This is a genomic window from Metabacillus sp. SLBN-84, assembly GCF_053629595.1.
The window spans coordinates 244,080-266,871 of record NZ_JBRJIP010000001.1 but is presented as its reverse complement, the minus strand read 5'-3'; the positions used below and the strand labels follow the sequence as shown (position 1 = coordinate 266,871).

The following is a 22,792-nucleotide window of genomic DNA, read 5'->3' as shown; positions in this document are numbered from 1 at the left end:
AAAAAAATCACCACTGCAGGATGTGCCAATGGTGATATTATTTCTTCAGTTTTGTTTCAATTTTAACGATCAGCTCGTCCTCATTCGGAGCTGATAGCGGACGGTTATTAACAAACGCAAACGATTTTTTTCTGCCTGGACCGCAGTATGACTGGCACCCGATGTCAATTTTCGCATCAGGATCCACTTTTTTCAGGCGCGGCAGCAACGTCTTCATGTTGGTTGCCTGGCAATCGTCGCATATTCTGAATTCATTTGCCACTGTCTTACAACCCTTTCCTTCTGTGAATCACGTTCAAACACTATTTGGTATTTTACAGCTATTTGAACGCCAATGCAAGCCGGGGGAAATAACTTCTAGAAAGAATTCCTTTTTAGAAAATCTACTATCCTTGTAAAGTTTTTGTATAAAACCCGCCCAATCTGGCCAGAATGGTAACAAGAAAATACACAACTATTTATCTAATGAAAAGCGGATGCACATTTTATCTGCTTCGCATCTTAAGAAATTATTCTATCTACACTTTTATTAAGGGAGTTGGAACACATGAAACAGCGACAAGACGCCTGGTCAGAAGAAGATGATCTGTTATTGGCTGAAACCGTCCTCCGCCATGTGCGTGAAGGAAGCACTCAGCTGAATGCCTTTGAAGAAGTAGGAGACAAGCTTAACCGCACGTCGGCCGCCTGCGGATTCCGCTGGAACGCCGTTGTCCGCCATAACTATGAAAAAGCGCTTCAGCTTGCCAAAAAACAGCGCAAGCAAAAAATGCGCGCAGCCGGAAAAGGACAGCCCGCCAAAAAGCAGCTGCTCTACTCTCCGCCTGAAACTGAGAATGTACCTGTATCTGAAGAAATTCATACGGCTGTCTATGATCAAGAAGAACTGCCTGCTGTGACACACCCTGCCTACCAGGAAGATGTGCACATGGAAGAAACTTATGAGATTCCATTTACAGCCCGCAGACCTTCTGTGCCTTCGGTGCCTTCACCATCAGCCGAACTGACCATGAGCCAGGTCATTTCATTTCTAGAATCATATTCTCAGTCAAACGAGCACGTAAATGCGCTCAAACTTGAGAATGAGAGATTAAAGCGAGAGAACTACGAGCTTTCCATGCGAAACCAGGATCTTGCCGTAAAAGTATCACAGCTCGAGCAGGATACCGTCATGGTGCAGGAAGATTACGAAACACTCATGAAAATCATGAACCGTGCAAGAAAGCTTGTCTTATTTGAAGAAGAAGAGCGTCCGGCCACAAAGTTCAAAATGGACCGGAACGGCAATTTGGAGAAGCTGGCGGAGTGATAAAAAAGATGTCCTGATGGGGCATCTTTTTTAGTTGAAGATTGAAAGGCTGAATGCTCTTGTTTCGTGAGGAGAAAGTGCTTGAAAAAGAGTTTTGGAGCGCTAACGGAGGATCGTGGTGGGGCGTTAGTGTTCTTAAACCTTGCTAGCAGCACAAACTATGTACAGTGAAAACGAGTACAAAAAAACAGGCAAGGAACTCCCCTCCCGCCTGCTTTTTTCCATCTATTGAACGGTCCCAAATACCTTCTCATTCCGGTCATACATCCGAAGCAGGTTTTTTTCAAACAGCACCTGCTCATCAACAGAGAGGGATGCTGAATAGATTCTTCCGCTCAGCTCCTTCAGTGTCTTCAGAAAAGAAAGCATCAGCGACTGTACGCTGATCTCATCGTGAAGCAGCTCGCTCAGCGATGCCATTGTTTCCGGAACAATTTCCGGATACGCAAATTTTGTCTGCTCCCCTTTTTTGGCTAGCTCATAAAATCTGCGGATGAGCTCAGCACGCTCTGAGCCGCTTCCATCTGCACACAGATAGATCTGGACGGCTATTCCCCCGCGCAGCCTGCGCTGTGAGATTCCTGCGAACTTTTTCCCGCCGATGCTGAGGTCATAGCTGCCTGGGCAGTACGAACCGGTTATTTCACGGGCTTCAATCTCCGCATTATAAGGCTTCAGCATCCGTTTGATCAGATCCCACATCGTGTCATAGCCGCGGTTTATATCAATTCCTTTATCTGTCTCAGGAAAAATTAGCGAAATGTTGAGGACCCCCTCATCCAGCACAACGGCAAGACCGCCGGAGTTCCGGACAATGACGCGGTAGCCCTGTTCCTTTAAAAAAGCAATTCCATCCTGCAGATAAGGAAGTTTTGTGTCCTGAATGCCGAGTACAATCGTTTTGTGGTGTACCCATGTTCTCGCCGTTGCAGGCGATGTGCCGTTTCCGACAGCCGTGCACAAGGTGTCATCCATGGCAAAGGACTGCCTCGCATCAAAATGAGGCCCGAGACTGGACTGGTCGACAATTTTCCATTCATCCTGTTTCAGCAGTGTTTCAAAAGACATCTTCGTAGACTCCTTAGCGTTTATAAACATGTATATTATAGCATGAGCTCAAGAAAAAAGAGACAGCGGCCGCTGTCTCTTCTCCTACGATTAGATTGCCTGTCCGGCAGTAATCAATGCAAGTTTGTATACATCTTCTGCGTTGCATCCGCGAGACAAGTCGTTTACCGGTGCATTCAGTCCCTGCAGAATTGGGCCTACCGCTTCAAAGTTGCCCAGGCGCTGAGCAATTTTGTAGCCGATGTTGCCTGCTTCAAGGCTTGGGAAAACAAATACGTTAGCGTCGCCTTTCAGTACAGAATCCGGAGCTTTAGAAGCTGCTACGGACGGTACGAACGCAGCGTCAAATTGGAATTCGCCGTCAAGCACAAGCGTCGGGTCCATTTCTTTCGCAATTTTCACAGCTTCCGCTACACGCTCTGTTTCCGGTGATTTAGCTGAGCCTTTTGTTGAAAAGCTGAGCATCGCCACTCTCGGCTCGATGTTGAACATGTCAGCTGTTTTTGCGCTTTCGATGGCAATTTCAGCAAGATCCTGGCTGTCTGGAGAAATGTTGATTGCGCAGTCTGCAAAGACATATTTCTCATCGCCGCGCACCATGATGAACACGCCTGATGTTTTTTTAATGCCTTCTTTTGTTTTAATAATCTGAAGAGCCGGGCGAACAGTATCTGCTGTTGAATGAGCCGCTCCGCTTACAAGGCCGTGTGCCTGTCCTGTGTAAACAAGCATTGTGCCGAAGTAGTTTTCATCCAAAAGAATCTTTTGAGCCTGTTCTTCTGTCGCTTTTCCTTTGCGGCGCTCTACAAAAGATGCCACAAGCTCATTCATGCCTTCAAACGTTTGAGGGTCATAGATCTCAACACCTTCAAGCGTAAGATTCAGTTCATTCGCTTTTTTCGTGATCTCATCTTTGCTTCCGACAAGAATCGGGACCAGAATGCCTTCTCCGGCAAGACGGTTTGCAGCTGTAAGAATACGCTCATCCGTACCTTCAGGGAAAACAAGTTTCAGCTCTTTTCCTGATACTTTTTCTTTTAAAAGACTAAATAAATCAGACATTCCAAAACCTCCTAATTTGTTAAAAACAAACACTCTACAGACAAGGATACTCCACTTTCAGGCAAATTCAAACAAGCCCGGACCAATGCAGCGCTTACAAGATAAATTCTTTATTTTCTAAATAGACAAACAATTTTATACTTAAACATCCCTATTTAATATGTGCAGCAGAGTCTGATTTCATTATTCGATGGACAAACTGTGGTATAGTAAATAGCGTAAATAAGTATGATGAAACGGAGTGAACGTACATGAGTGAAGCTGCACAAACACTTGACGGCTGGTATTGCCTGCATGATTTCCGCGCAATGAACTGGGCGCTCTGGAAGACGGCAAGCAGCGATGAACGCCAGTCAGCCATTTATGAGTTTCAGGGTTTGCTTGAAAAATGGGGACTTGCAGATGAGCAGAAGCAGGGAAGTCAGGCACTGTACTCGATCGTCGGACAAAAAGCCGACTTTATGCTGATGATTCTGCGCCCTACGATGGAAGAACTGAATGTCATTGAAACAGAGTTTAATAAATCAAAGCTTGCTGATTACACCCTTCCAACCTTCTCTTACGTGTCAGTTGTGGAACTCAGCAACTATCTTCCTGCAGGAGAAGATCCATATCAGAATCCGCAGGTTCTTGCCCGTCTGTATCCTTCCCTTCCTGAAGCGAAGCACGTCTGCTTCTATCCGATGGATAAGCGCCGAAACGGCGAAGACAACTGGTACATGCTTCCGATGGAAGAACGAAAAAGCCTGATGCGCAGCCACGGCATGATTGGCCGCCAGTATGCCGGCAAAGTAAAGCAGATCATTACAGGATCTGTCGGATTTGATGATTTTGAATGGGGCGTAACGCTTTTTTCAGATGATGTGCTTCAATTCAAAAAGCTTGTATATGAGATGAGATTCGATGAAGTGAGCGCGCGCTACGGCGAGTTTGGCACATTCTTTGTCGGAAATATTCTGCCTGAAGATAAATTGTACAGCTACTTCCATATTTAACGTTCACAAGCTCTTGCCGGATCAGGCAGGGGCTTTTTTTGTGTCATAACGCTTATTCTCCGTTCATACCTATAAATGAGTGAGATTGATCTTTCATCCGGTCACACTGCTTCTTTGCGCCACCCGGGGCAAATGATTCTGGTGTTTATTCATTTCTTACTGATTAAGGAGGGTTATTATGAATTCAGGTTTCAATCAGTTTGGAGCAGGCTTCAATCCTTATGGATATGATTACCGTCAGCAGCAGCCGCAGTTTGGACAGCAGCAGCAATTTGGACAGCAGCAGGGCGGCGGACAGCAGGGTATGCAGGGCGGGCAGCAGCAGACCCCGACTCAGGCACAGGGCGGGATGCTGCCGCTTGAAGAATCATATGTGGAAAACATTCTTAGGCTTAACCGCGGTAAAGTTGCGACGATTTACATGACATTTGAAAACAGCAAAGAGTGGAACTCAAAAATCTTTAAAGGCGTGATTGAAGCAGCCGGCCGCGATCATATCATTCTGAGTGATCCGAAAACGTCCAAAAGGTACCTGCTTTTGACCATTTACCTTGATTACATTACGTTTGATGAAGAGATCGCCTATTATTATCCATACGACATGGCGTCCTATTCGCCTAGATAAGGTCTGATCTTTGGAGCATATACCGTGTATGCTCTTTTTTAGCCTTTCCAATAATAGCGATCGTCTTCACCCGTATCGTCAAGCGATACGTCCTTTTGCTTTTCCTGCTTAAAAAGGGCAATTGTTTCCTGTTCTGCCTGTGAAACCGTACTCTGCACTGGTTTGGGCTCTTCTTTCACAAGTGTATGGACATAGCTCTCCATGATGCTTGTCCTGTCCTCATATCGCTTTAAAAAAGCCGATACGGCTAGAAGCAGGCTGCCGCCGATCATCAGGTAAACAAAAATAGACAGGCCGGGAAGCATCTGAATATAAAAAAGACCGTACGGCTCGTAATACTGCTGATTCTCTTCTGTCAGCATTTTATAGATAGTTGATATGGAGCTTAACCCTCCTCCAAGCCCTCCAATAATCATGATACCCGCAATAACCGTCAGTATTTTCTTCACTCTTCTCCCGCCTTCCTTTTTCTTTATTTTACCATGCAGCAGAATTTTAAGGGTAGCAAAAAGGCGGACAGAACTTTTCCTGCTGATTAGGCCGGCCTCATGAAAAAAGCCCCGCCTCAGGCGGAGCTCTTTAACACTAATTATAGGAACTTCACGGCTGCAATGATGATCATTACCCAGGCAATAAGGAAAGAAAGTCCTCCAAGCGGAGTGATGGCTCCAAGAACACTGATTTGTGTAACAGCAAGAACGTACAGGCTTCCGGAAAACAGCAGAATGCCGATAAACATCAGCCACCCCGCCCAGTTCAGCATGCCTGCCTGCGGAAGCTTGTCCATGAGAAACGCGATGACGAACAGGCCGCCTGCGTGGAACATCTGATAGGTGACGGCTTTTTCCCAGATGTTCAAGTATCTTTCAGGTATTTTACCTTCAAGTCCGTGTGCGCCGAATGCACCGAGCGCCACTGAAAGAAACGCATTTGCTGCAGCAAGAATTAAAAATAGTTTCACAATTATCTTCTCCCCGGTTTTGAAATCTAAGCTCTGCTTTCATCTTACCTTAACGCACCTGCAATGCAAAGGCAGGAAGCGTATTCGTCAACAGATGTTCAAATTAGAAATCGAAAAGGGAGTCGCCGCTGTCTTCCTCTTCTTTTTTCTTATTGAAGGAGGAGGCGCCCATCATTTTCTGCAGCTGAAGAGCATCCACTTCTAAAGGCTGTGATGCCTGCAGTTTCGATTTGACCGGTTCGTGAGACTCCCCGCTTCTCTCTTCAAGGACAAGGTCGCACAGAGTCTTAACAGCAAGCAGACGCTCTCTTACCTCTGACTCGCTTGATTCATTCATTGCCATGCGTACCTCTCTTTCCATTTTTGCGAGCAGCTTTGAAATATGAATATCCATTCTTCGTTCCTCCATTATGATTTTTTAAGCGTATATTTTAAGCAGTTTTCACCTGAAGATCTTTTCACCTCAGCAGATGGCCTTGCAGCTGATTTAAAGCCGAAAGCCCTGCATCCGTTTGGAAATTGTCTATCCCAGGTCACGTAGTAATGTGCACATTTTAAACAGTTGATCTGCTGAACGTTCATCTGATATCCTGCCTTTTTCTTATTCCTTGCTCCCTATTATAGCAGGTGTTTTTGCACACCGCCTGCAAAAAAGAGGTTTACTTACCGTGCCCGGGTGATAAATAACCAGTATTACTAAACAGGAGAGTGATTGAATATGAAACCGACAGTTAAAGAATACACAAATGATGAAATGTTGAAGCAGGATGTAACTGAGCTGAAAAATCAGGGTATTGATAAGCAGGACATTTATATTCTTTCACACGATGACGAGCGCACCAACCGTGTAGCAGGCAATGCGGACGCCAACACAATCGGTCTTTCTGAAATGGGTCTTGGCAGCGCAGTCGGCAACATTTTCAGCAAAAAAGGAGACGAGCTCCGCACAAAGCTTGAAGAAATCGGATTCAGCAAGGATGAAGCTGAGCGATATGAAGAAAAGCTTGATGAGGGTAAAATTCTGCTGATGGTGACAAATCATGACCGCGTAACCGGCGGAATTTAATGGCTGACAAAAAGGAGGTGCAGAGGCACCTCCTTTTCTTTTCAGTTTTTTATGCTTCGGCGGGCAAGGCGCTTATTTGATTTCCCAGTCTATTTCTTCTCTTCCCATTTTCCGCAGTGCTTCATTTGTCTTCGAAAACGGTTTGCTTCCGAAGAACCCTCTGCGTGCAGAAAAAGGACTTGGGTGAGGCGACTCAATGATGACATGCCTGTTTTCATCAATCAGCTCTTTTTTGGCCGCTGCATGCTTTCCCCATAGAATAAAGACAACCGGATGTTCCCGTTCGTTCAAAAGCTCAATGATCCGGTCGGTGAAAGTCTCCCACCCCTGACCTTTATGCGAGGCAGCCTGTCCCTTCCGCACGGTGAGGACCGTATTCAAAAGGAGAACACCTTGGTCTGCCCATTTTTCGAGGCAGCCGTGATCAGGAGGCTCGTAACCGAGGTCATCCTTCAGTTCCAGAAAAATGTTGCGCAGTGAAGGAGGCTGCTTCACTCCTTTTTGCACAGAAAAACTCAGCCCGTGTGCCTGGTTCGGCCCGTGGTAAGGGTCCTGACCGAGGATAACGGCTTTCACATTCTCGTAGTTTGTTGCATCCAGTGCATGAAAGATATCATTCATGGGAGGATAGACAGTTTCAGACGCGTATTCCTCTTTCAGGAATTCTCTTAGTTTTGCATAATAGGATTTTTCGAATTCAGGTTTAAGCCACTGCCACCAGCCGTCATGAAGAAGCTGTTTCAATTGTGTTTCCCCCCATCACATACAGGTTTCTTCTACTAACGAGATCAATTTTTTCAGCATGGAAACTGAATCTTCAAGTGTTAAAGAATAGAAGCGCTTTGTTCCCTGCTGTTCAGTGACAACCAGTCCCTGATCTTTTAAGATTTTCAGATGATGAGAAATAGCCGGTCTTGAAAGTCTGGACTGATCCGCAATTTCGTTGACGGTCAGCCGCTCTGTTTCTGCCAGTAATAAAATAATATCCTGTCTCGCCGGATCTCCGAGAGCATGGAATAATGGGATGCAAGATCGAAATGTATCAATTGCCTGATCTCCCATTCACTTCACACCTTTCTTACGCACGTTCCTGTGTTTTTCTCACAACCCATGTTACCGTTTTGCGGGGCATAAACCGTACGGCTGCTGCGAGTATTTTATTTTTTAGTCCAGGGATAATAACGGTTTGCTTCTTTTGCAGCCCTTTATAAGCCGCGTCCGCCACCTCTTTGACATCCATGACCCCGCTTTTGAAAAGCTTGGACTGGCCCAGGTTGGCACGGTCGCTGAAACCGGTTTTAGTCGGTCCGGGGCAAAGCACGGAAACGCTGACCCCTGTCCCTTTAAGTTCATTTTCTATGGCTTCACTAAATGATAACACATATGCTTTTGTGGCGTAATACACAGCCATAAGCGGACCCGGCTGAAAGGCAGCTGTTGATGCAACATTGAGTATATGGCCGGAACCTCTGGCGGCCATATCAGGTGCGAACAGTTTGGCAAGCAGCGTAATAGATTTAATATTAAGGTCAATCATATTGAGCTCTTCTTCAGCAGATGTGCGGACAAATTCTCCGTAGAGGCCAAACCCTGCGTTGTTGACGAGCACATCTATCTGTACACTTTCTGCCTTCAGTTCTTCGTATAGTTCTCGGACTTGACTCATATTGCTTAAATCTTTTCTTTTAACGATGACAGGTGCAGGCTTAAGTTCTTCTGAAAGCTTCTGCAATTTCCCCTCGCTGCGCGCAGCCAGGACTAAGCGGTATCCATCCTGCGCATATTTATAAGCAAGTTCTTTCCCGATGCCGTCTGATGCTCCTGTAATCAATACTGTTTTCATTTATTAAGGTCTCCTTCTGTTTGTTTGTTTAAATGTTTAAACATATAATATATTGAGCGTACAAAAATGTCAAACATAAAGAAAAAAACTCCCGCATCGCAGGAGTTAAACCAGTTTTGACCGAATCGGCCTGCCGTCCCAGACAATCCGGCTCTCGGCCTCTCTCTTTTTCAGCTCAGGCTCTTCGAGGAGCACAAAGAAGTTTTTTTGCGGAAGCTTTCCAAGCCCGTGTTTTTCACAAAGGACTTCAAGGAACGACTGTCTTTTTTCATTAAGGGAAAAAGACTGATGGCTGCCGCCTGCAGAAAAAGCATAGATGACACTGGCCACCGGAACCCGCTTCACGGAAAATGCTTCAGACACTCTCAGGAAAAAATCCCAGTCCCAATAATTGTGGACCTCCGGATCGAAATAGCCAATTTCACTATGGATGCTTTTTAAATAAAGACTGCCGGACGGGACATAGGTTGAAAAGCGCCTCATCTCTACCGGATCATATGTATAGGCAAACAGCCTCCTGCTTACAGGCAGACGGACATGATTCTCTTCTTTAAACGTGACAATTTCCACATCTGAATAGACAAACTGAGCACCGTCTGAAAGTTCCCGGGCCATCCTCTCAATATGCCCTGGAGTGAAATAATCATCGTCATCACTGAGCAAGATGGCATCACCTGAAGCCGCCTCAATACCGGCATTCCTCGCGTGGACATGCCCGCAGTTCTCTCTCAGATCAACCACTTTTAAAGGTAATTCATGATAAATCTCCTTTAGGGAGGCAACAGACTCCCCGCCATCATTCACAATAATAATTTCTTCCGGCATGCGGGTCTGGCCGGCAATGGATTCAAGCAGATCCGCCAGTGCATATAACCGGTTGTACGTCACAATAACAATCGATATTCGCACGTGAATATCCCTCATTTCTGTTGGGTTCTTTTATCCATTAAATCATAAACGGGCATGGGATGCTTATTGGCAGTTGAATTTAGCAGGCCATCTTATTGCAATTTTTGCTTTAAGGGGACACGTTCAAACCAAGTGTATTGGAGCGGAAGGCACTTGACTCCTTGTCCAGCTGCAGCGCTCAGGCTCCTCTGTCAGAACAAAATCCCCCAAAAAGGCGGGACCCGGACTTTTCGGGTGATTTCTTATCTGACTGCCGGAGCAAAACGGGCGCTTCCGCTTTTCTAAGGGATGAAGAGGGAGGTGGAGACCCCGCAAGCGAAGCTGAGGAGGCTCCACTGCCTCCCCGCGGAAAGCAAGTGACTGGAGCGGAAAGAAACGTATACGAATAGCAATCAACAATAAAACAGCCTTTTAGAAAGTTTGTTTTAAAAACGAAGACACGGGGTAAATATAAATCATCAGCACAAAAGGAGAGATCGATTATGAAGACATTCGTTGTTGAAAACGGCGTACAAGCCACCGAAAAAATCAATCACCTTGAAGTTGAAGGGTTCACAAAGGATGATATTTATCTATTTGCCCATGACCCGAACCGCTCGAAGCATCTTACATCGGGAACAGATACAGAAAGCGTAGGCGTTTCAGAACAAGGCGTCTTCTCGTCTATGAAAAACGTATTCCGTTCACGCGGAGATGAGCTGCGCTCCAAAATGGCCTCACTTGGCCTGACGGAAAATGAAGCAGCACACATGGAAGAAGAACTCGATAAAGGCAAAGTTGTCATTATCGCACAGCAGTAATCACGCAATCTATATTCCCCCCTACTCAATATAGATGTGAGGCGTGTCTCGTCCATACGAGGCACGCCTATTTTTTATTTCTCACGGAACAATTATGCGCTCCGCTGCGTCTCACGAATAGAATGAACGGTAAAGAAAGACTTACTTTATCAGCATTCGACAAGAAGATTCTACACATTCCTCATATCCAGTCTGGTAATCTTTTCTTGTATTCATTTAAAAGGGGACTAGAGAGAAATGAAAAAATGGCTGTTCGCGTTAATCACGGCTTTCTTCCTGTTTTCTCAAGCTTCATTTCCGGCAAAAGCCGACGGCATTCCGCAGCTTATCATCATCAACAAAAGTACCAATAAACTGGCCTTTTTTGACAATGGAAAGCTCATGCGCGTCTTTCATGTCGCAACCGGCAGAGACAATTCCTTTACGCCGGAAGGGACGTTTCCAATTGTCAATAAAATCAAAAACCGGCCCTACTACAAAGAGAACATTCCCGGAGGAGACAGCCGCAATCCTTTAGGCGACAGATGGCTCGGCCTCAGGGCACTTGGGACGGAGGGCACCACTTACGCCATTCACGGCAATAACAACGCAAATTCCATCGGAACCTACGCCAGTGCAGGCTGCATCCGCATGCACAATGAAGAAATCCGTTATCTCTTTGATCAGGTTCAAACCGGCACATCTGTTATTATTCTGCACTCCACTCACTCCTTTGAAGCAATTGCCGCAGCAAACAACTATCCACATTCCCTGCCTGCAGATTCACCTCCTGCGGTTGATGAAAAACCGCCGGCTGAAAAACCTGTGCCAAAACCGAAGCCTGCTCCGAAGCCAAAACCGGAACCAAAACCCGAGCCTGCTCCTGAGGACCCTCTCTCATGCATCAAAAGCAAGCTGCAGGGCCGCATATACTTCCCTGACATTCATGTGAAAATGGATGTATCATGTACTACGCAAGCCGGCGGGTTTTAATTGCCGGCTTTTTGCGTGGAGAAAACAGACTGGCTTACAGGAATTCCTCCATCATGGCTAACCTTTTTTGAAATTGTTATAATAGGAGAGAAGATACGCTTAATCACCCGGATGGAGGTACAAATACTTATGACAATGAAAAAAGCCTTAACGTTCGCCGGATCAGACAGCAGCGGCGGTGCCGGCATTCAGGCAGATTTGAAAACCTTTCAGGAGCGCGGGGTTTACGGAATGACAGCGTTGACCGTAGTAGTCGCGATGGACCCTGCAAACGAGTGGCATCACCAGGTATTCCCTGTGGAGCTTGAGACAATTAAAGCTCAGGCAGCCACCATTGTGGAAGGCATCGGCGTTGATGCAATGAAAACCGGTATGCTCCCTACAGTTGATATTATCAAGCTTGCGGCTGAAACGATAAAGAAACACAATGTCCAAAACGTAGTAGTAGATCCTGTTATGGTCTGCAAAGGTGCAGACGAAGTCCTTTATCCTGACCTGGCGGATGCCCTCAGGGAGATTCTGACTCCGCTTGCGACAGTTGTCACGCCAAATCTATTTGAAGCAGGACAGCTGAGCGGAATTGGTACAATTACAACTGTTGAACAAATGAAAGAAGCAGCTGTAAAGATTTTTGACCTGGGCCCAAAATTCGTCCTTGTAAAAGGCGGCGGCAAACTGGATCATGAGAAAGCAGTGGACGTGCTCTATGACGGAAAAGAATTTCAGATTCTTGAAGGCGAGCGCATTGACACATCTTACACGCATGGCGCAGGATGCACATACTCTGCAGCGATTGCGGCTGAACTTGCAAAAGGAGCTTCCGTAAAAGAAGCCATCTACACAGCAAAAGAGTTCATCACGGCAGCAATCCGCCATTCCTTCCCGCTTAATGAATACGTTGGACCGACAAATCATGCTGCATTGCGTTTGCATGGAGATAAGTAATTTATGAAAAAATCACCCGGCGGATGCCGGGTGATTTTGTTTTGGATGTTGTACTGTCCTCTGTGCCGCCAGCGCGACTTTGTAATGCCCTTTATCTCAGCCGTGCTTTATTATAGGGTTCCATTTTCACTTTTTGCTGCCCCATATTTCAGCCCTACCACTTTATGGGGCACCATTTTCACTTTTTGCTGCCCCATATTTCAGCCGCACCACTTTATAGGGTTCCATTTTCACCTTTTTTTGCCCCATATTTCAGCTGCATCACTTCATAGGGCACCATTTTCACCTTTTGCTGCCCCATATTTCAGCCGCACCTGATTACAGGACTCTAATTCCATCAAACACCTGTCACCCGAGTTCATCACAGCTCCCACTTCTTCAAATCAAAAGCCGCCTCTCCCTCTGCAGAGACCACGATGCTTTTTTCATCCGGTTCCGGGAAAAATCTTGCTGTGAACACTTCTTCTCCGTCATTGATAAAGACTTCAATGGATGAGGTGTCAACGAATACATGAATGTTAGATAGGTGCTCCAGCCGGCACTGTCTTGATTCCGGCTGTCCGTCAGCATAACTTGTGCGAGTCAGCGTAAAGACTTTCTCCTCACTGGAATAGTGAAGAATAGCATTGTTCTTAATGGAAACGGAAAGGCCGGAACTGACTTCCAGGTTCTCAAGCTTCAGTTCAAAAACGGCCCCATCCGTCTGGTGCTTCTCTCCCGCCTGCAGCCTGATGCCAGGCACTGACTCTTCTGTTTTCCTCAATGCTTCCAGCTCTTCGACCGGCTGCTGAACAAGTTTCTCTCCACGCATCGACAATTTCCTCGGAAATGTCATGGTGTGTATCCACTTATGCGGGATAGTTGGATGTTTGTCTTCCGCTTGATCCGGCACGCTCATCCAGGCGAACAGCAGGCGTCTGCCTTTCTCGTCTTCTGTTGTTTGCGGTGCATAGAAGTCAAAGCCTCTGTCAAGCTCAGTGAAGTCGCCGTGCGTCAGTTTTGCCGATTCATAATCCATTTCCCCTGAGAAGTAGCCGGACTGGTAGACATTCTGATACAGCATTCCCTTCGGCTCAAGGCCCTGAGGCGAGACGATCAGAATGTCTTTGCCGTCAAGATGAAACAGATCCGGGCATTCCCACATATAGCCGAATTCACCAAGCTGCTCTGTATGAGAACCCGCCACGTCGCCTAAATAGGTCCACTTCATAAGATCCTCAGAAGAGAAGATGGCTGTACGGCCTTTGAGGTCATTTGTCTGGGCACCTACAACCATGTACCACTTTCCATCATGCTCCCAAACTTTCGGATCGCGGAAATGAGCGGTATAGCCTTCCGGAAGCTCAGCTACAACACCTTGTTTCTCAAAATGAAGGCCATCCTCAGATACGGCCAGACATTGATAGGTCTCTCGCTCCCCGTTCTCATCCTTTACATTTCCTGTATAGAAGAGATGCATTTTACCGAAAGCGTCCACTGCACTGCCTGAATAGCAGCCGTTCTTTTCATACCATTCACTCGGTGCGAGCGCAATCGGTTCGTGCTTCCAGTTCACAAGATCCTGAGATGTGTAATGCCCCCAGAATTTAGCACCATGCCCTGTCTTAAACGGCATCCACTGATAAAAAAGATGATAGACACCCTTCCACTGAATGAAGCCGTTCGGATCATTCAGCAGACCGACCGGCGGCATAATGTGGTGCTTAAGGCGATATGGATCGCTTTCAACCACTTCTTTATTCATTTCCGCTTCCAAATAGGCGGCTTCTTTCAGTTCAGCGTCCCGCTTTGTCATATCGCTTCAGCTCCTTATCTCTTTTTCAGAATGTCTTCCACTTCGCCAAGAGTCGGCAAAGCGGTCATAGCCCCTTTTACAGATGCAGCAAGGCCGCCCGATACACTGGCAAATCGGCCGATTCGCTTCAGTTCATCCGCAGCCAGCTCACCCGGATGCGTTTCAAGCTCGTGCAGCTGATAAAGGATGCCCGATACGAATGCGTCTCCTGCACCTGTCGTATCAACAGCATTCACCCTCATCGCGTCGATTTTGACAGCCCCATTCTTTGTAAATGCATAGCTGCCTTCGCTTCCCATAGTGATAAACAGCAGCGGAATGTTATAAACAGATAGTTTGCCCACACCCTTTTCAATGTCGGATTCTCCTGTCAGAAATTCAAGTTCTTCCTCTGAAATTTTAATCAGATCGGCCTTGTCGAACATAGATAAAATCGTTTCCTTGGCTGTCTCTTCGTTTTCCCAAAGACCGAGCCTCAAATTGGGATCGTAGGAAACAATCATTCCGTTCTCCCGTGCAAGTTCGACCGCCTTAACTGTCGCACTTTTTGAGGGTTCACTGATCATAGAAATGGATCCGTAATGAAGGATTTTCTTTTCTTCAAACAGGGACACATCCAAATTCTCTTCATGCAAAAAACGGTCTGCGCTCGGATCGATGTAAAAGTCGAAGGACCGCTCACCATCTTCTGCGAGAGTGATGAAGACCGCCCCCGTCTTTGCTTCTTTTGTCAGCAGCATATGGTCTGTATTCACGCCATACGACCGAAGCGTTTCCTTCAAAAAAGTTCCAAGCACATCATCCCCGACTTTGCCGAGGAAAGAGGAAGGCGCACCGAGTCTTGCAAGTCCGACTGCTACATTTGCCGGGGCACCTCCAGGGCTTTTCTGATACACAAGGTTCTCAGAATCGGCCGGTATAAAATCAATCAGCGCTTCTCCAAGACTGATAATTCCTTTTTTCATCGCACTCATACCTTTCTGTTTTGAAAGGAAAAACAGGCAAGGTTACGGACCCTGCCTGATTTTCTTTACCTTACTCATTCTTCTTTTAAACCAAAAATCCTACTTCTTCTCTTCCTCTTTTATGCCAAGTAGCATCGTGGCAATAAAGGCACCTGCAACCGCAATGGCAAAACCGATGAGGTAGTTCACTACGGCAGCCGTTCCAAACGGAGCCACAATGGCAATCATCGGGATTCCTGTGAGTCCGTAAGCATTCGCTGCCACATTTGTGAAAACAACATAAGCACCGCCAAGAGCTCCTCCGATCATCCCGCCGATGAATGGATTGCGGTAGCGGAGGTTTACCCCGAATATAACAGGTTCTGTTATGCCAAGGAAGGAAGAAAAGGCACCTGGAAGCGCAATTTCTTTTGTTTTGGCTCTTTTCGTCATGAAGAAAACGGCAAGTCCCGCTCCTCCCTGCGCTACGTTCGCCATTGACCAGATCGGAAGCAGGTAGTTTTTGCCGATGTCAGCAAGCAAACCTGCTTCTATAGCATGGAAGCTGTGATGAACGCCTGTCAGAACGATTAGAGAATACGTTCCTCCAAAAATCAGTCCGGCAAGGAATCCTGCCGTATCATACACATATGTGAGAGCTGTTGTAATTCCTGATCCCAAACCGCGTCCAAGCGGACCGATGGCAATCAGTGCGATAAAACCTGTCGATATGATGGTAAGGAACGGCGTGACAAGCAGGTCAATTGAGTTTGGCACCACTTTCCGCAGTCCTTTTTCAATTTTGCTCATAACGTAAACAGCGAGCAGGATAGGAATAACAGTCCCCTGATACCCGAGCATCGCAATGTCCATGCCTGCAAAATTCAAGTATTCCGGTTTAGCTTCTGCAAGACCCCACGGATTTAATAGTGCGGGGTGAGTCAAAATTCCTCCGATTACGGCCCCGAGGTACGGATTTGCCCCAAACTCTTTTGAAGCACTTACGCCGATCAGGATCGGCAGAATAATAAAGGCTGCACTCGAGAACATATCAAGAAGCACAATGAAGGCACTGTCAGCGCTCACCCATTCGAACGCTTTCATCATGCCCAGAAGCCCCATTAACAGACCGCTTGCGACAATCGCCGGAATAATCGGCACGAAGATATTTGAAAGAGTTTTGGCAAACCGGGCAAAAGGATTCATTTTCTGTTTAACAGCATCGGAATGCGAGACATTCTCTGTTTCCTGAACTCCGAGATGAGGCTGAAGCTGTTCATACACCTTGTTGACATTGCCTGTTCCGAAGATGATCTGAAACTGTCCGGAGCTTGCAAATGCTCCTTTTACTCCTTCAAGCTCTTCAATTTCCCCTTTATCCGCCTTGCTGTCATCCTGCAGGACAAGCCGAAGACGTGTCGCACAGTGTGTTGCACTGATAATATTGTCTTTCCCGCCAAGCAGCGGAACCAATTTGTCAGCTGTATCTTTGTAATTCATACTTTTCTCCTCCTTTTTTTAAATAGAAAAAGACCTAAAACTTATAAAGGTATCATAGACAGAGTGTCTCCAATGATCTCTTTACAAATTCTAGGTCTTGCCTGCATAACCAGTCACAATCCCGGATATAAAGTTGAGTAATACGCTTTCATTGTAGGGGATGATGACGCTTGGGTCAAGAAAAAACTATTCGCTCAGCCTCTGAATATGGAGAGTAATATATCCCATTTCAGATTCTGGAAACTGCATACCGTATTCCTTTTTCAAGTAGTCCGCTATTTTCTCAGAACAAGCATAGGCGAAGCTGTAGGTTTTCTGAATCATCTGCAGCATCTCCCTGTCCATCACGTGGAAATCTTCGTTCTGCTCAAGACGGTTTAAAGCAAATCTCAAATGAGTCAGCAGGCGCTGATAAGATATGGAATCCTTGCTTAAGCTCACATTGAAGTGACCCTCAATGATATCGATTGATTCCTGGATAATGGCCGTGTGCCTGATTGTCTCTTTCATGTCTGCAGCGTCGAGTTTCGCTGTATGAATGTGAAGAGCAATGTGGCCTGCCTCATCTTCTGGCAGAGAGATTCCAAGCTTTTCTTCTGCCCGTTTAATCGCCCACTGTCCGATTTCAAATTCATTTTTATAGAGCACTTTAATTTCACTGAGCAGCTTATTGTGGATGGTGTAGCCGTTTTGAATCCGTTCGACAGCAAACGATAAGTGGTCCGTCAAGGCAATGTGGATATGATTGCTCAGCGGAGACATCAATCGGCCTTCTGCGTAGCTGATGATTTCTTCGGCAAGCTCTATATGCTCTTCCGGAACCATCTGCAGCAGCTGCTGGAACTTTTCATTTTCTTCCTTCATCACAAAGATCTTCTCCACTTTGCTTTTTGGGATGATGTCATTTTTCTTCTTTTGAAAAGCTATTCCCGGTCCCATGACAATTTTCTCCTGATCCCCGTCCCGGACGACAGCAGCATTATTGTTCAAAACTTTATAAATTCTCACGTGACTCGACCCTCTCCTGCTAATAGTCTCTTTATCATGACAAAAATGACGAAAAATCTCAAATTTCATCATTCTGTGTAAATATCTTGTAAACGTTTTTAAATTTTTTGTCAAATTATAAGATATTCACACGATTTTCCACACTTCGACACAAGTTATCAACAGAAGTTATCAACATATCCACAATTTCTATCCACATTTTGTGTGGGTACAACTGTTCGCCACTATATATATAGAGTCCCGAACTTTATTCACAGGGGTGTTGATAACCCAAATTGCTATTGTGAATGATTTAAAATTGATGCAAATCAGAGCTCTTTTTGCACTTCTCTCAAAATCCAAAAAGGCACAAAAAAGGGGCTCCTATGACAGGAACACCCCTCCGTACACAAGTGCACCCGCAATCACGTAAGCAGGATGCACCTTCCATTTCTCCAAAAGCAGCAGACTGATGATAAACAGGAAAAGCGTGTGCCAAATGCCTGATCCTTTCGCGGAGTTATCCAAAAACTGATACGTCATCACACCGAGCATCACAGCGATGACAGGCCTTACAACCGCCGAAAGACGCTTCACCTGAGGAGATTCCTTGTATTTCATCAAGATGTTTAAAAGGACCAGCATGAGAATCAGCGAAGGGGCAATGGTGGCAAAAAGCCCGACTGCGGCTCCAAGCCATCCTCCCTGCTGATAGCCGATCAGGCCGGCCATTTTGGTGGCAATGGGACCAGGCAGCGCATTCCCAATCGCAAGTGTTTCACTGAATTCATTCACCGATTGCCATTCGTAGCGGTCGACCACTTCTTTTTCAATTAACGGAATGGAAGCCGGTCCCCCGCCGTATCCGAGGATGCCGGGCAGGAAGAAGGCAAGAAAGATGTGAATATAAATCATGATGGCATCCCCTTTTGATCTGATTTTCGCCGGGGTTTATATAGAACAGCCCACAATAGGAGGACACCGATCAAGATGCCCGGGTGAAGATGAAAAACCTCCATCAGAACCAATGCTGAGCCCATTAAAAGAACCGTCTTAATCACACCGTATGACTGGGAGGATTTTTTTGAAAAATCCCATGTAAGTGTCAGCAGCATCACAGCTACAACCGGCAAAACGGCCTGTGACATTCCTTTGACCCACGCTTCATCTTTATACGCATTCAGTGTTGTAAGAAGCAGAATCATCAGAACGACTGTCGGCAAGGCCGTGGCAAGGACTGCATTCAGCATGCCGGCCACCCCTCCGACACGGTACCCGATATAACCGGCCATTTTCGTGGCAATCGGCCCGGGAAGTGTGTTTCCGAGGGCCAGAACATCGGAAAATTCGTCGTCATCCATCCATTTAAATGTCGTGACCACTTCCTTGTGGACAAGCGGAATTGTGGATGGTCCGCCGCCAAATCCGAGCATGCCGGACCTGAAGAAGGCGATAAACAAATTCCGCTGCACGATCAGCGGTGTCTCTTTTACCACGATGCAACGACCCCGTCTGCTCTGGATTCTGTTCCGCCGGACAGCACACCCGTTTCAGGATCTCTCCAAATGATCTGTCCGCGCCCAAAAGCTCCCTTATCAACAGCAACCTGAATCTGGTGGCCTTTTCTCGTGAGAGCCTGCGCAAGATGGGAAGGAAAATGCGGCTCTACAAGCACCTTTTTTCCCTCCATCCACTGCCAGCGCGGTGCATCGAGTGCAGCCTGCGGATGAAGACCAAAGTCAATAGTATTCATGACAACCTGCATATGCCCCTGCGGCTGCATATAGCCCCCCATAACACCAAAGGGCCCAACCGCCTCATTCCCTTTCGTCAAAAATCCCGGAATAATCGTATGATACGTCTTTTTGCCGGGCTTCAGGGCATTAGGGTGCGTTTCATCAAGGGAAAAATCATGCCCGCGGTTCTGCATGGAAATGCCGGTACCCGGAATGACCACACCTGAACCAAACCCCATATAATTGCTCTGAATAAACGAAACCATGTTTCCTTCCCCGTCTGCAGTGGCTAAATAGACTGTTCCGCCTTTAGCAGGTTCATAGGCGGAAGGCTCCACAGCATGCTCTTTGATCTCTGCGCGGCGCTGCTCTCCGTAAGCATCACTCAGCAGTTCTTCTGTGGTGATTTTCATCTCTTTCGGGTCTGTTATGTATGCTTTTCCATCTGTAAATGCAAGCTTCATGGCTTCTATTTGTTTATGATAGGTTTCCAGACTGTCTTTTTCACGGATATCAAACCCTTTTACAATATTTAAACCAAGCAATGCGACCAGACCCTGTCCATTAGGCGGGATTTCCCAGACATCATAGCCCTTGTAGCGGACGGAAATCGGGTCCACCCACTCAGCTTCATAGGAAGCGAGATCCTTTTTCGACAAGTAGCCGCCCTGTTCCTGAATAAATGAACTGATTTTTTCCGCCAGGTTTCCCCGGTAAAAACTTTCTCCTTCTGTTTCGGCTATTTCCTTAAGGGTGGCAGCATGTCCAGGCGAGCGCCATACTTCTCCGATTTTCGGAGCACGGTGATCAGGTGCAAACGTCTCGAACCACGCTTCAAATTCAGGACCGGAAAGAGTACGCTTAAATTTATCATACGCCAGTGACCAGTATTTCCCGAGGATTGGCGTGAGCGGATATCCTTCTTCGGCATAGCTGATTGCAGGGGCCAGCACTTCCTGCAGGGGCAGTCTCCCGAATCTCTTTGACAGCTTCGCCCAGGCAGACGGCGCACCGGGAACGGTGATCGGGGTCACTCCATAGACAGGCATTTCAGTATGCCCTTTTGCTTTAACGGCTTCGATGGACAGAGAAGACGGCGCAGGACCGCTTGCGTTTAATCCGTACAGACTGCCATTCGTCCATACGAGAGCGAATGCATCTCCGCCAATCCCGTTTGAGGTCGGTTCAAGGACAGTAAGTGCTGCCGCTGTCGCAATAGCCGCGTCAATGGCATTCCCTCCTTTTTTCAATATATCGAGCCCTGCCTGTGCAGCCAGAGGCTGCGAAGTGGCAACCATGCCTTTTTTTGAAAAGACCGTTTGCCTTTCAGACGGGTATGGATGGTACAGATAATCAAACTTCATAAGTAACCTCCTTATTTGACAACGCATATTATGTCGTTTCTCTAAAGTATATCTGAAAACGTTAAATATTCAATCTATTAAGCCTTTCAGTATCATCCGCTATAAATCGATTTTAAGTTTCATTTTCTGCGTTTCACGTGAAACAATCTTCAGCAAAATGATTCTTTTTATTACAGAAAAATCCGGCAGAAATCTGCCGGATCCGGTTATTTCGATAAAACTTTTACAAATTCTTTCGCTGTGTTTACGCTTGACTGCGGATTTTGTCCGGTCACAAGCTTGCCGTCTACTTCTGTATGGTCTGTGAATTTAGGGGCTCTGATAAATTCGGCTCCAAGATCGACTAATTTTGATTCAAGCAAAAACGGCATATACTGATCGAGCTTTGTATCTACTTCTTCTTCGTCAGTAAATCCTGTCAGGCGCTTTCCTTCTACTAAAGGCTTTCCGTTTGAAAGAACGGGACCCACAAGTCCGGCTGGTCCGTGGCATACTGCACCGATGACTTTATCGCTCTCGGCGAAATGCACCAGGAGCTCCTGAAGTTTTTTGTTGTCCGGAAAATCAAACATCGTCCCGTGGCCGCCTGGAAGGAAAATTCCGTCATACTCTTCACCGTTTACTTCATCAAGATGAACCGTTTGCTGCAGAACACGTCTTGCTTCCTGCCACTGATTTTCTTCAACGCCTTCTAAACTGTTTGGATCCAGCGGAACATTCCCGCCTTTCGGACTCGCCGCTGTCACTTCATATCCGTTTGAAGTGAACTCTTCATACGGCTCTGCAAATTCAGAAAGCCAAAGTCCTGTTTTATGCTCATCGGTTATTTTATCTGCTGTTGTCACGACTGTAAGAATTTTTTTTGCCATGTTTACCGCTCCTTTTAAAAATGTCATTCGCAGTAAGTTTTCCCGGCTTATCTTTTATTAAACCCTTTTGTTTCCGTAAACTCTTTCATGTACATTCTCGTCGGTTTTGAAAGCATGGAGGCCATTTGACCTGTCCATGTATCGCTGCGCTTGCCCGAAGTCCGCTCGTGGTAATACTCCGAGATAAGCTTGTTATAATCTTCGAGCTGTTTTTTATAGACAGCCTCATCCGTTTCATACACATCTTCGTGATAAACATGCTCAAAGTGAATTCTCGGTTTTTTATCCGGGTTTTGAGCCGGATATCCGACAGCGAGTCCAAATAGCGGCAGCACTCTTTCAGGGGTTTTGAGGAGCTCTGACACTTCTTTAAGGCTGTTTCTCAAGCCTCCGATGTAGACGGCTCCAAGCCCCATGGACTCAGCAGCAATGACGGCATTTTGGGCAGCAAGAGCTGCATCAATGACGGCGACCATGAACTTTTCCGTGCTTTCTAGCGATTCGTCAAGACTGACACCTTCCATTTCCGCAAGCACATCATGCCGGTGCAAATCCGCGCAAAAAACAAAGAAGTGACCGTTCTCTTCCACATACGGCTGATTGCCGGCAAGCTCCGCAAGCCTCTTCTTCATTTCCGGATTCTTGACTCCAATAATAGAATAAGCCTGTATGAAGCTTGATGTGGATGCAGCCTGGGCGCTTTCGACGATCGTCAGGATTTGTTCAGTACTCAGCGCCCTGTCTTCGAATTTTCTGATTGACCTGTGTGACAGCATGGTTTCAATGGTCTGGTTCATAGGATCCCTCTCCTTTTTGTTCGTTTTTCTTATCTTACCTAAGTTTCACCTTTTTTGCAGATACTAGGCTTAGGGAACACTTTTACAGGGTAAAAAAAGGAGAAAATACAGGAAATTTGCTTAAAGGCATTGGCTTTTCTCCCTGTTTGCATTAAAATAACACAGGTTACATAAATATGTACTTTTACGTAAGGAGCATCTGAATTGACTTCACAGACGAAAAACAAACTAAAATTTATTTTCCC

The 22,792-nt window shown here is 46.3% G+C and carries 27 protein-coding genes; 7 read left to right on the top strand and 20 right to left on the bottom strand.

All coding sequences use genetic code 11. From position 1 onward, the window contains the following. Window positions 1–37: 37 nt before the first annotated feature. Window positions 38–262, bottom strand: a complete 225-nt coding sequence (locus RKD52_RS01335) for a DUF1450 domain-containing protein (protein ID WP_029283232.1) — start codon at window positions 260–262, stop codon at window positions 38–40. Window positions 263–547: 285 nt separating this feature from the next. On the opposite strand from RKD52_RS01335, the gene RKD52_RS01330 reads away from it, so the two are divergent. Then, window positions 548–1,309 carry an RsfA family transcriptional regulator gene (locus RKD52_RS01330; protein WP_454098354.1) on the top strand — a complete coding sequence of 254 codons (762 nt, stop codon included), beginning with the start codon at window positions 548–550 and terminating at the stop codon, window positions 1,307–1,309. Between the two features lie 225 nt (window positions 1,310–1,534). Here RKD52_RS01330 and RKD52_RS01325 read toward each other — a convergent pair whose 3' ends face one another. Then, window positions 1,535–2,377 (bottom strand): lipoate--protein ligase family protein, encoded by an 843-nt coding sequence (locus RKD52_RS01325; RefSeq protein WP_369735034.1) that lies wholly within the window; start codon window positions 2,375–2,377, stop codon window positions 1,535–1,537. 90 nt (window positions 2,378–2,467) lie between these two features. After that, on the bottom strand, window positions 2,468–3,439 hold the full coding sequence (pta, locus tag RKD52_RS01320) for a phosphate acetyltransferase (RefSeq protein WP_369735032.1): 972 nt from the start codon (window positions 3,437–3,439) through the stop codon (window positions 2,468–2,470). A gap of 251 nt (window positions 3,440–3,690) precedes the next feature. On the opposite strand from pta, the gene hemQ reads away from it, so the two are divergent. Together hemQ and gerQ are read left to right on the top strand one after the other, a co-directional pair. Next, entirely contained in the window at window positions 3,691–4,434 is a 744-nt protein-coding gene (gene hemQ, locus RKD52_RS01315) for a hydrogen peroxide-dependent heme synthase (protein WP_029283224.1), read from the top strand. A 178-nt stretch (window positions 4,435–4,612) separates the two neighbouring features. Then, on the top strand, window positions 4,613–5,059 hold the full coding sequence (gene gerQ, locus RKD52_RS01310; protein ID WP_369735031.1) for a spore coat protein GerQ: 447 nt from the start codon (window positions 4,613–4,615) through the stop codon (window positions 5,057–5,059). Window positions 5,060–5,097: 38 nt separating this feature from the next. Here gerQ and RKD52_RS01305 read toward each other — a convergent pair whose 3' ends face one another. The 4 genes from RKD52_RS01305 to RKD52_RS01290 all read right to left on the bottom strand — a co-directional run bounded on the left by RKD52_RS01305 (window position 5,098) and on the right by RKD52_RS01290 (window position 6,602). Next, on the bottom strand, window positions 5,098–5,508 hold the full coding sequence (locus RKD52_RS01305) for a hypothetical protein (RefSeq protein WP_454098353.1): 411 nt from the start codon (window positions 5,506–5,508) through the stop codon (window positions 5,098–5,100). Window positions 5,509–5,648: 140 nt separating this feature from the next. Then, window positions 5,649–6,020: a DUF423 domain-containing protein gene (locus tag RKD52_RS01300; protein WP_029283218.1), complete on the bottom strand. Its 372-nt coding sequence runs from the start codon at window positions 6,018–6,020 to the stop codon at window positions 5,649–5,651. Window positions 6,021–6,123: 103 nt separating this feature from the next. Then, window positions 6,124–6,414, bottom strand: a complete 291-nt coding sequence (locus RKD52_RS01295; RefSeq protein WP_454098352.1) for a YwdI family protein — start codon at window positions 6,412–6,414, stop codon at window positions 6,124–6,126. Between the two features lie 14 nt (window positions 6,415–6,428). Next, the gene (locus tag RKD52_RS01290; protein ID WP_369735027.1) at window positions 6,429–6,602 is read right to left on the bottom strand and encodes a uracil-DNA glycosylase; all 174 of its coding nucleotides are present in this window, start codon (window positions 6,600–6,602) and stop codon (window positions 6,429–6,431) included. A gap of 136 nt (window positions 6,603–6,738) precedes the next feature. Here RKD52_RS01290 and RKD52_RS01285 point away from each other — a divergent pair, with 136 nt between their 5' ends. Further along, entirely contained in the window at window positions 6,739–7,086 is a 348-nt protein-coding gene (locus tag RKD52_RS01285) for a general stress protein (protein WP_369735026.1), read from the top strand. Window positions 7,087–7,158: 72 nt separating this feature from the next. Here RKD52_RS01285 and RKD52_RS01280 read toward each other — a convergent pair whose 3' ends face one another. From RKD52_RS01280 to RKD52_RS01265, 4 genes are all read right to left on the bottom strand, one after another. Further along, window positions 7,159–7,830: a uracil-DNA glycosylase gene (locus RKD52_RS01280; RefSeq protein ID WP_454098351.1), complete on the bottom strand. Its 672-nt coding sequence runs from the start codon at window positions 7,828–7,830 to the stop codon at window positions 7,159–7,161. Between the two features lie 15 nt (window positions 7,831–7,845). Next, on the bottom strand, window positions 7,846–8,148 hold the full coding sequence (locus RKD52_RS01275) for an ArsR/SmtB family transcription factor (RefSeq protein WP_029283208.1): 303 nt from the start codon (window positions 8,146–8,148) through the stop codon (window positions 7,846–7,848). Between the two features lie 16 nt (window positions 8,149–8,164). Then, window positions 8,165–8,929, bottom strand: coding sequence for an SDR family NAD(P)-dependent oxidoreductase (locus RKD52_RS01270; RefSeq protein ID WP_454098350.1), 765 nt, complete (start codon window positions 8,927–8,929; stop codon window positions 8,165–8,167). A gap of 105 nt (window positions 8,930–9,034) precedes the next feature. After that, window positions 9,035–9,838, bottom strand: coding sequence for a glycosyltransferase family 2 protein (locus RKD52_RS01265; protein ID WP_454098349.1), 804 nt, complete (start codon window positions 9,836–9,838; stop codon window positions 9,035–9,037). 482 nt (window positions 9,839–10,320) lie between these two features. Between RKD52_RS01265 and RKD52_RS01260 the strand changes: the two genes are divergently transcribed. The 3 genes from RKD52_RS01260 to RKD52_RS01250 all read left to right on the top strand — a co-directional run bounded on the left by RKD52_RS01260 (window position 10,321) and on the right by RKD52_RS01250 (window position 12,555). Continuing rightward, window positions 10,321–10,638 carry a general stress protein gene (locus RKD52_RS01260; RefSeq protein WP_035207519.1) on the top strand — a complete coding sequence of 106 codons (318 nt, stop codon included), beginning with the start codon at window positions 10,321–10,323 and terminating at the stop codon, window positions 10,636–10,638. Between the two features lie 237 nt (window positions 10,639–10,875). Further along, window positions 10,876–11,610 (top strand): L,D-transpeptidase, encoded by a 735-nt coding sequence (locus RKD52_RS01255; protein ID WP_454098348.1) that lies wholly within the window; start codon window positions 10,876–10,878, stop codon window positions 11,608–11,610. Window positions 11,611–11,739: 129 nt separating this feature from the next. Further along, window positions 11,740–12,555, top strand: a complete 816-nt coding sequence (locus RKD52_RS01250) for a bifunctional hydroxymethylpyrimidine kinase/phosphomethylpyrimidine kinase (RefSeq protein WP_454098347.1) — start codon at window positions 11,740–11,742, stop codon at window positions 12,553–12,555. 361 nt (window positions 12,556–12,916) lie between these two features. Here RKD52_RS01250 and RKD52_RS01245 read toward each other — a convergent pair whose 3' ends face one another. From RKD52_RS01245 to nfsA, 9 genes are all read right to left on the bottom strand, one after another. After that, window positions 12,917–14,350 carry a glycoside hydrolase family 32 protein gene (locus RKD52_RS01245; protein ID WP_454098346.1) on the bottom strand — a complete coding sequence of 478 codons (1,434 nt, stop codon included), beginning with the start codon at window positions 14,348–14,350 and terminating at the stop codon, window positions 12,917–12,919. Window positions 14,351–14,364: 14 nt separating this feature from the next. Beyond that, window positions 14,365–15,315, bottom strand: a complete 951-nt coding sequence (locus RKD52_RS01240) for an aminoimidazole riboside kinase (protein WP_454098345.1) — start codon at window positions 15,313–15,315, stop codon at window positions 14,365–14,367. Window positions 15,316–15,414: 99 nt separating this feature from the next. Continuing rightward, a complete protein-coding gene (locus RKD52_RS01235; protein WP_454098344.1) occupies window positions 15,415–16,794 on the bottom strand; it encodes a sucrose-specific PTS transporter subunit IIBC in 1,380 nt (459 codons plus the stop codon). 186 nt (window positions 16,795–16,980) lie between these two features. Next, window positions 16,981–17,802 carry a PRD domain-containing protein gene (locus RKD52_RS01230; protein WP_454098343.1) on the bottom strand — a complete coding sequence of 274 codons (822 nt, stop codon included), beginning with the start codon at window positions 17,800–17,802 and terminating at the stop codon, window positions 16,981–16,983. Between the two features lie 363 nt (window positions 17,803–18,165). Continuing rightward, the gene (locus tag RKD52_RS01225; protein WP_369735007.1) at window positions 18,166–18,696 is read right to left on the bottom strand and encodes a chromate transporter; all 531 of its coding nucleotides are present in this window, start codon (window positions 18,694–18,696) and stop codon (window positions 18,166–18,168) included. Further along, entirely contained in the window at window positions 18,693–19,256 is a 564-nt protein-coding gene (locus RKD52_RS01220) for a chromate transporter (RefSeq protein WP_454101114.1), read from the bottom strand. The genes RKD52_RS01225 and RKD52_RS01220 overlap by 4 nt, the downstream gene beginning before the upstream one ends. Window positions 19,257–19,270: 14 nt before the next feature. Continuing rightward, a complete protein-coding gene (ggt, locus tag RKD52_RS01215) occupies window positions 19,271–20,881 on the bottom strand; it encodes a gamma-glutamyltransferase (protein ID WP_454098342.1) in 1,611 nt (536 codons plus the stop codon). Between the two features lie 206 nt (window positions 20,882–21,087). Beyond that, complete coding sequence (locus RKD52_RS01210; RefSeq protein ID WP_454098341.1) at window positions 21,088–21,750, bottom strand: type 1 glutamine amidotransferase domain-containing protein; 663 nt, start codon at window positions 21,748–21,750, stop codon at window positions 21,088–21,090. Between the two features lie 47 nt (window positions 21,751–21,797). Beyond that, entirely contained in the window at window positions 21,798–22,547 is a 750-nt protein-coding gene (gene nfsA, locus RKD52_RS01205; protein ID WP_454098340.1) for an oxygen-insensitive NADPH nitroreductase, read from the bottom strand. Window positions 22,548–22,792 lie beyond the last annotated feature (245 nt).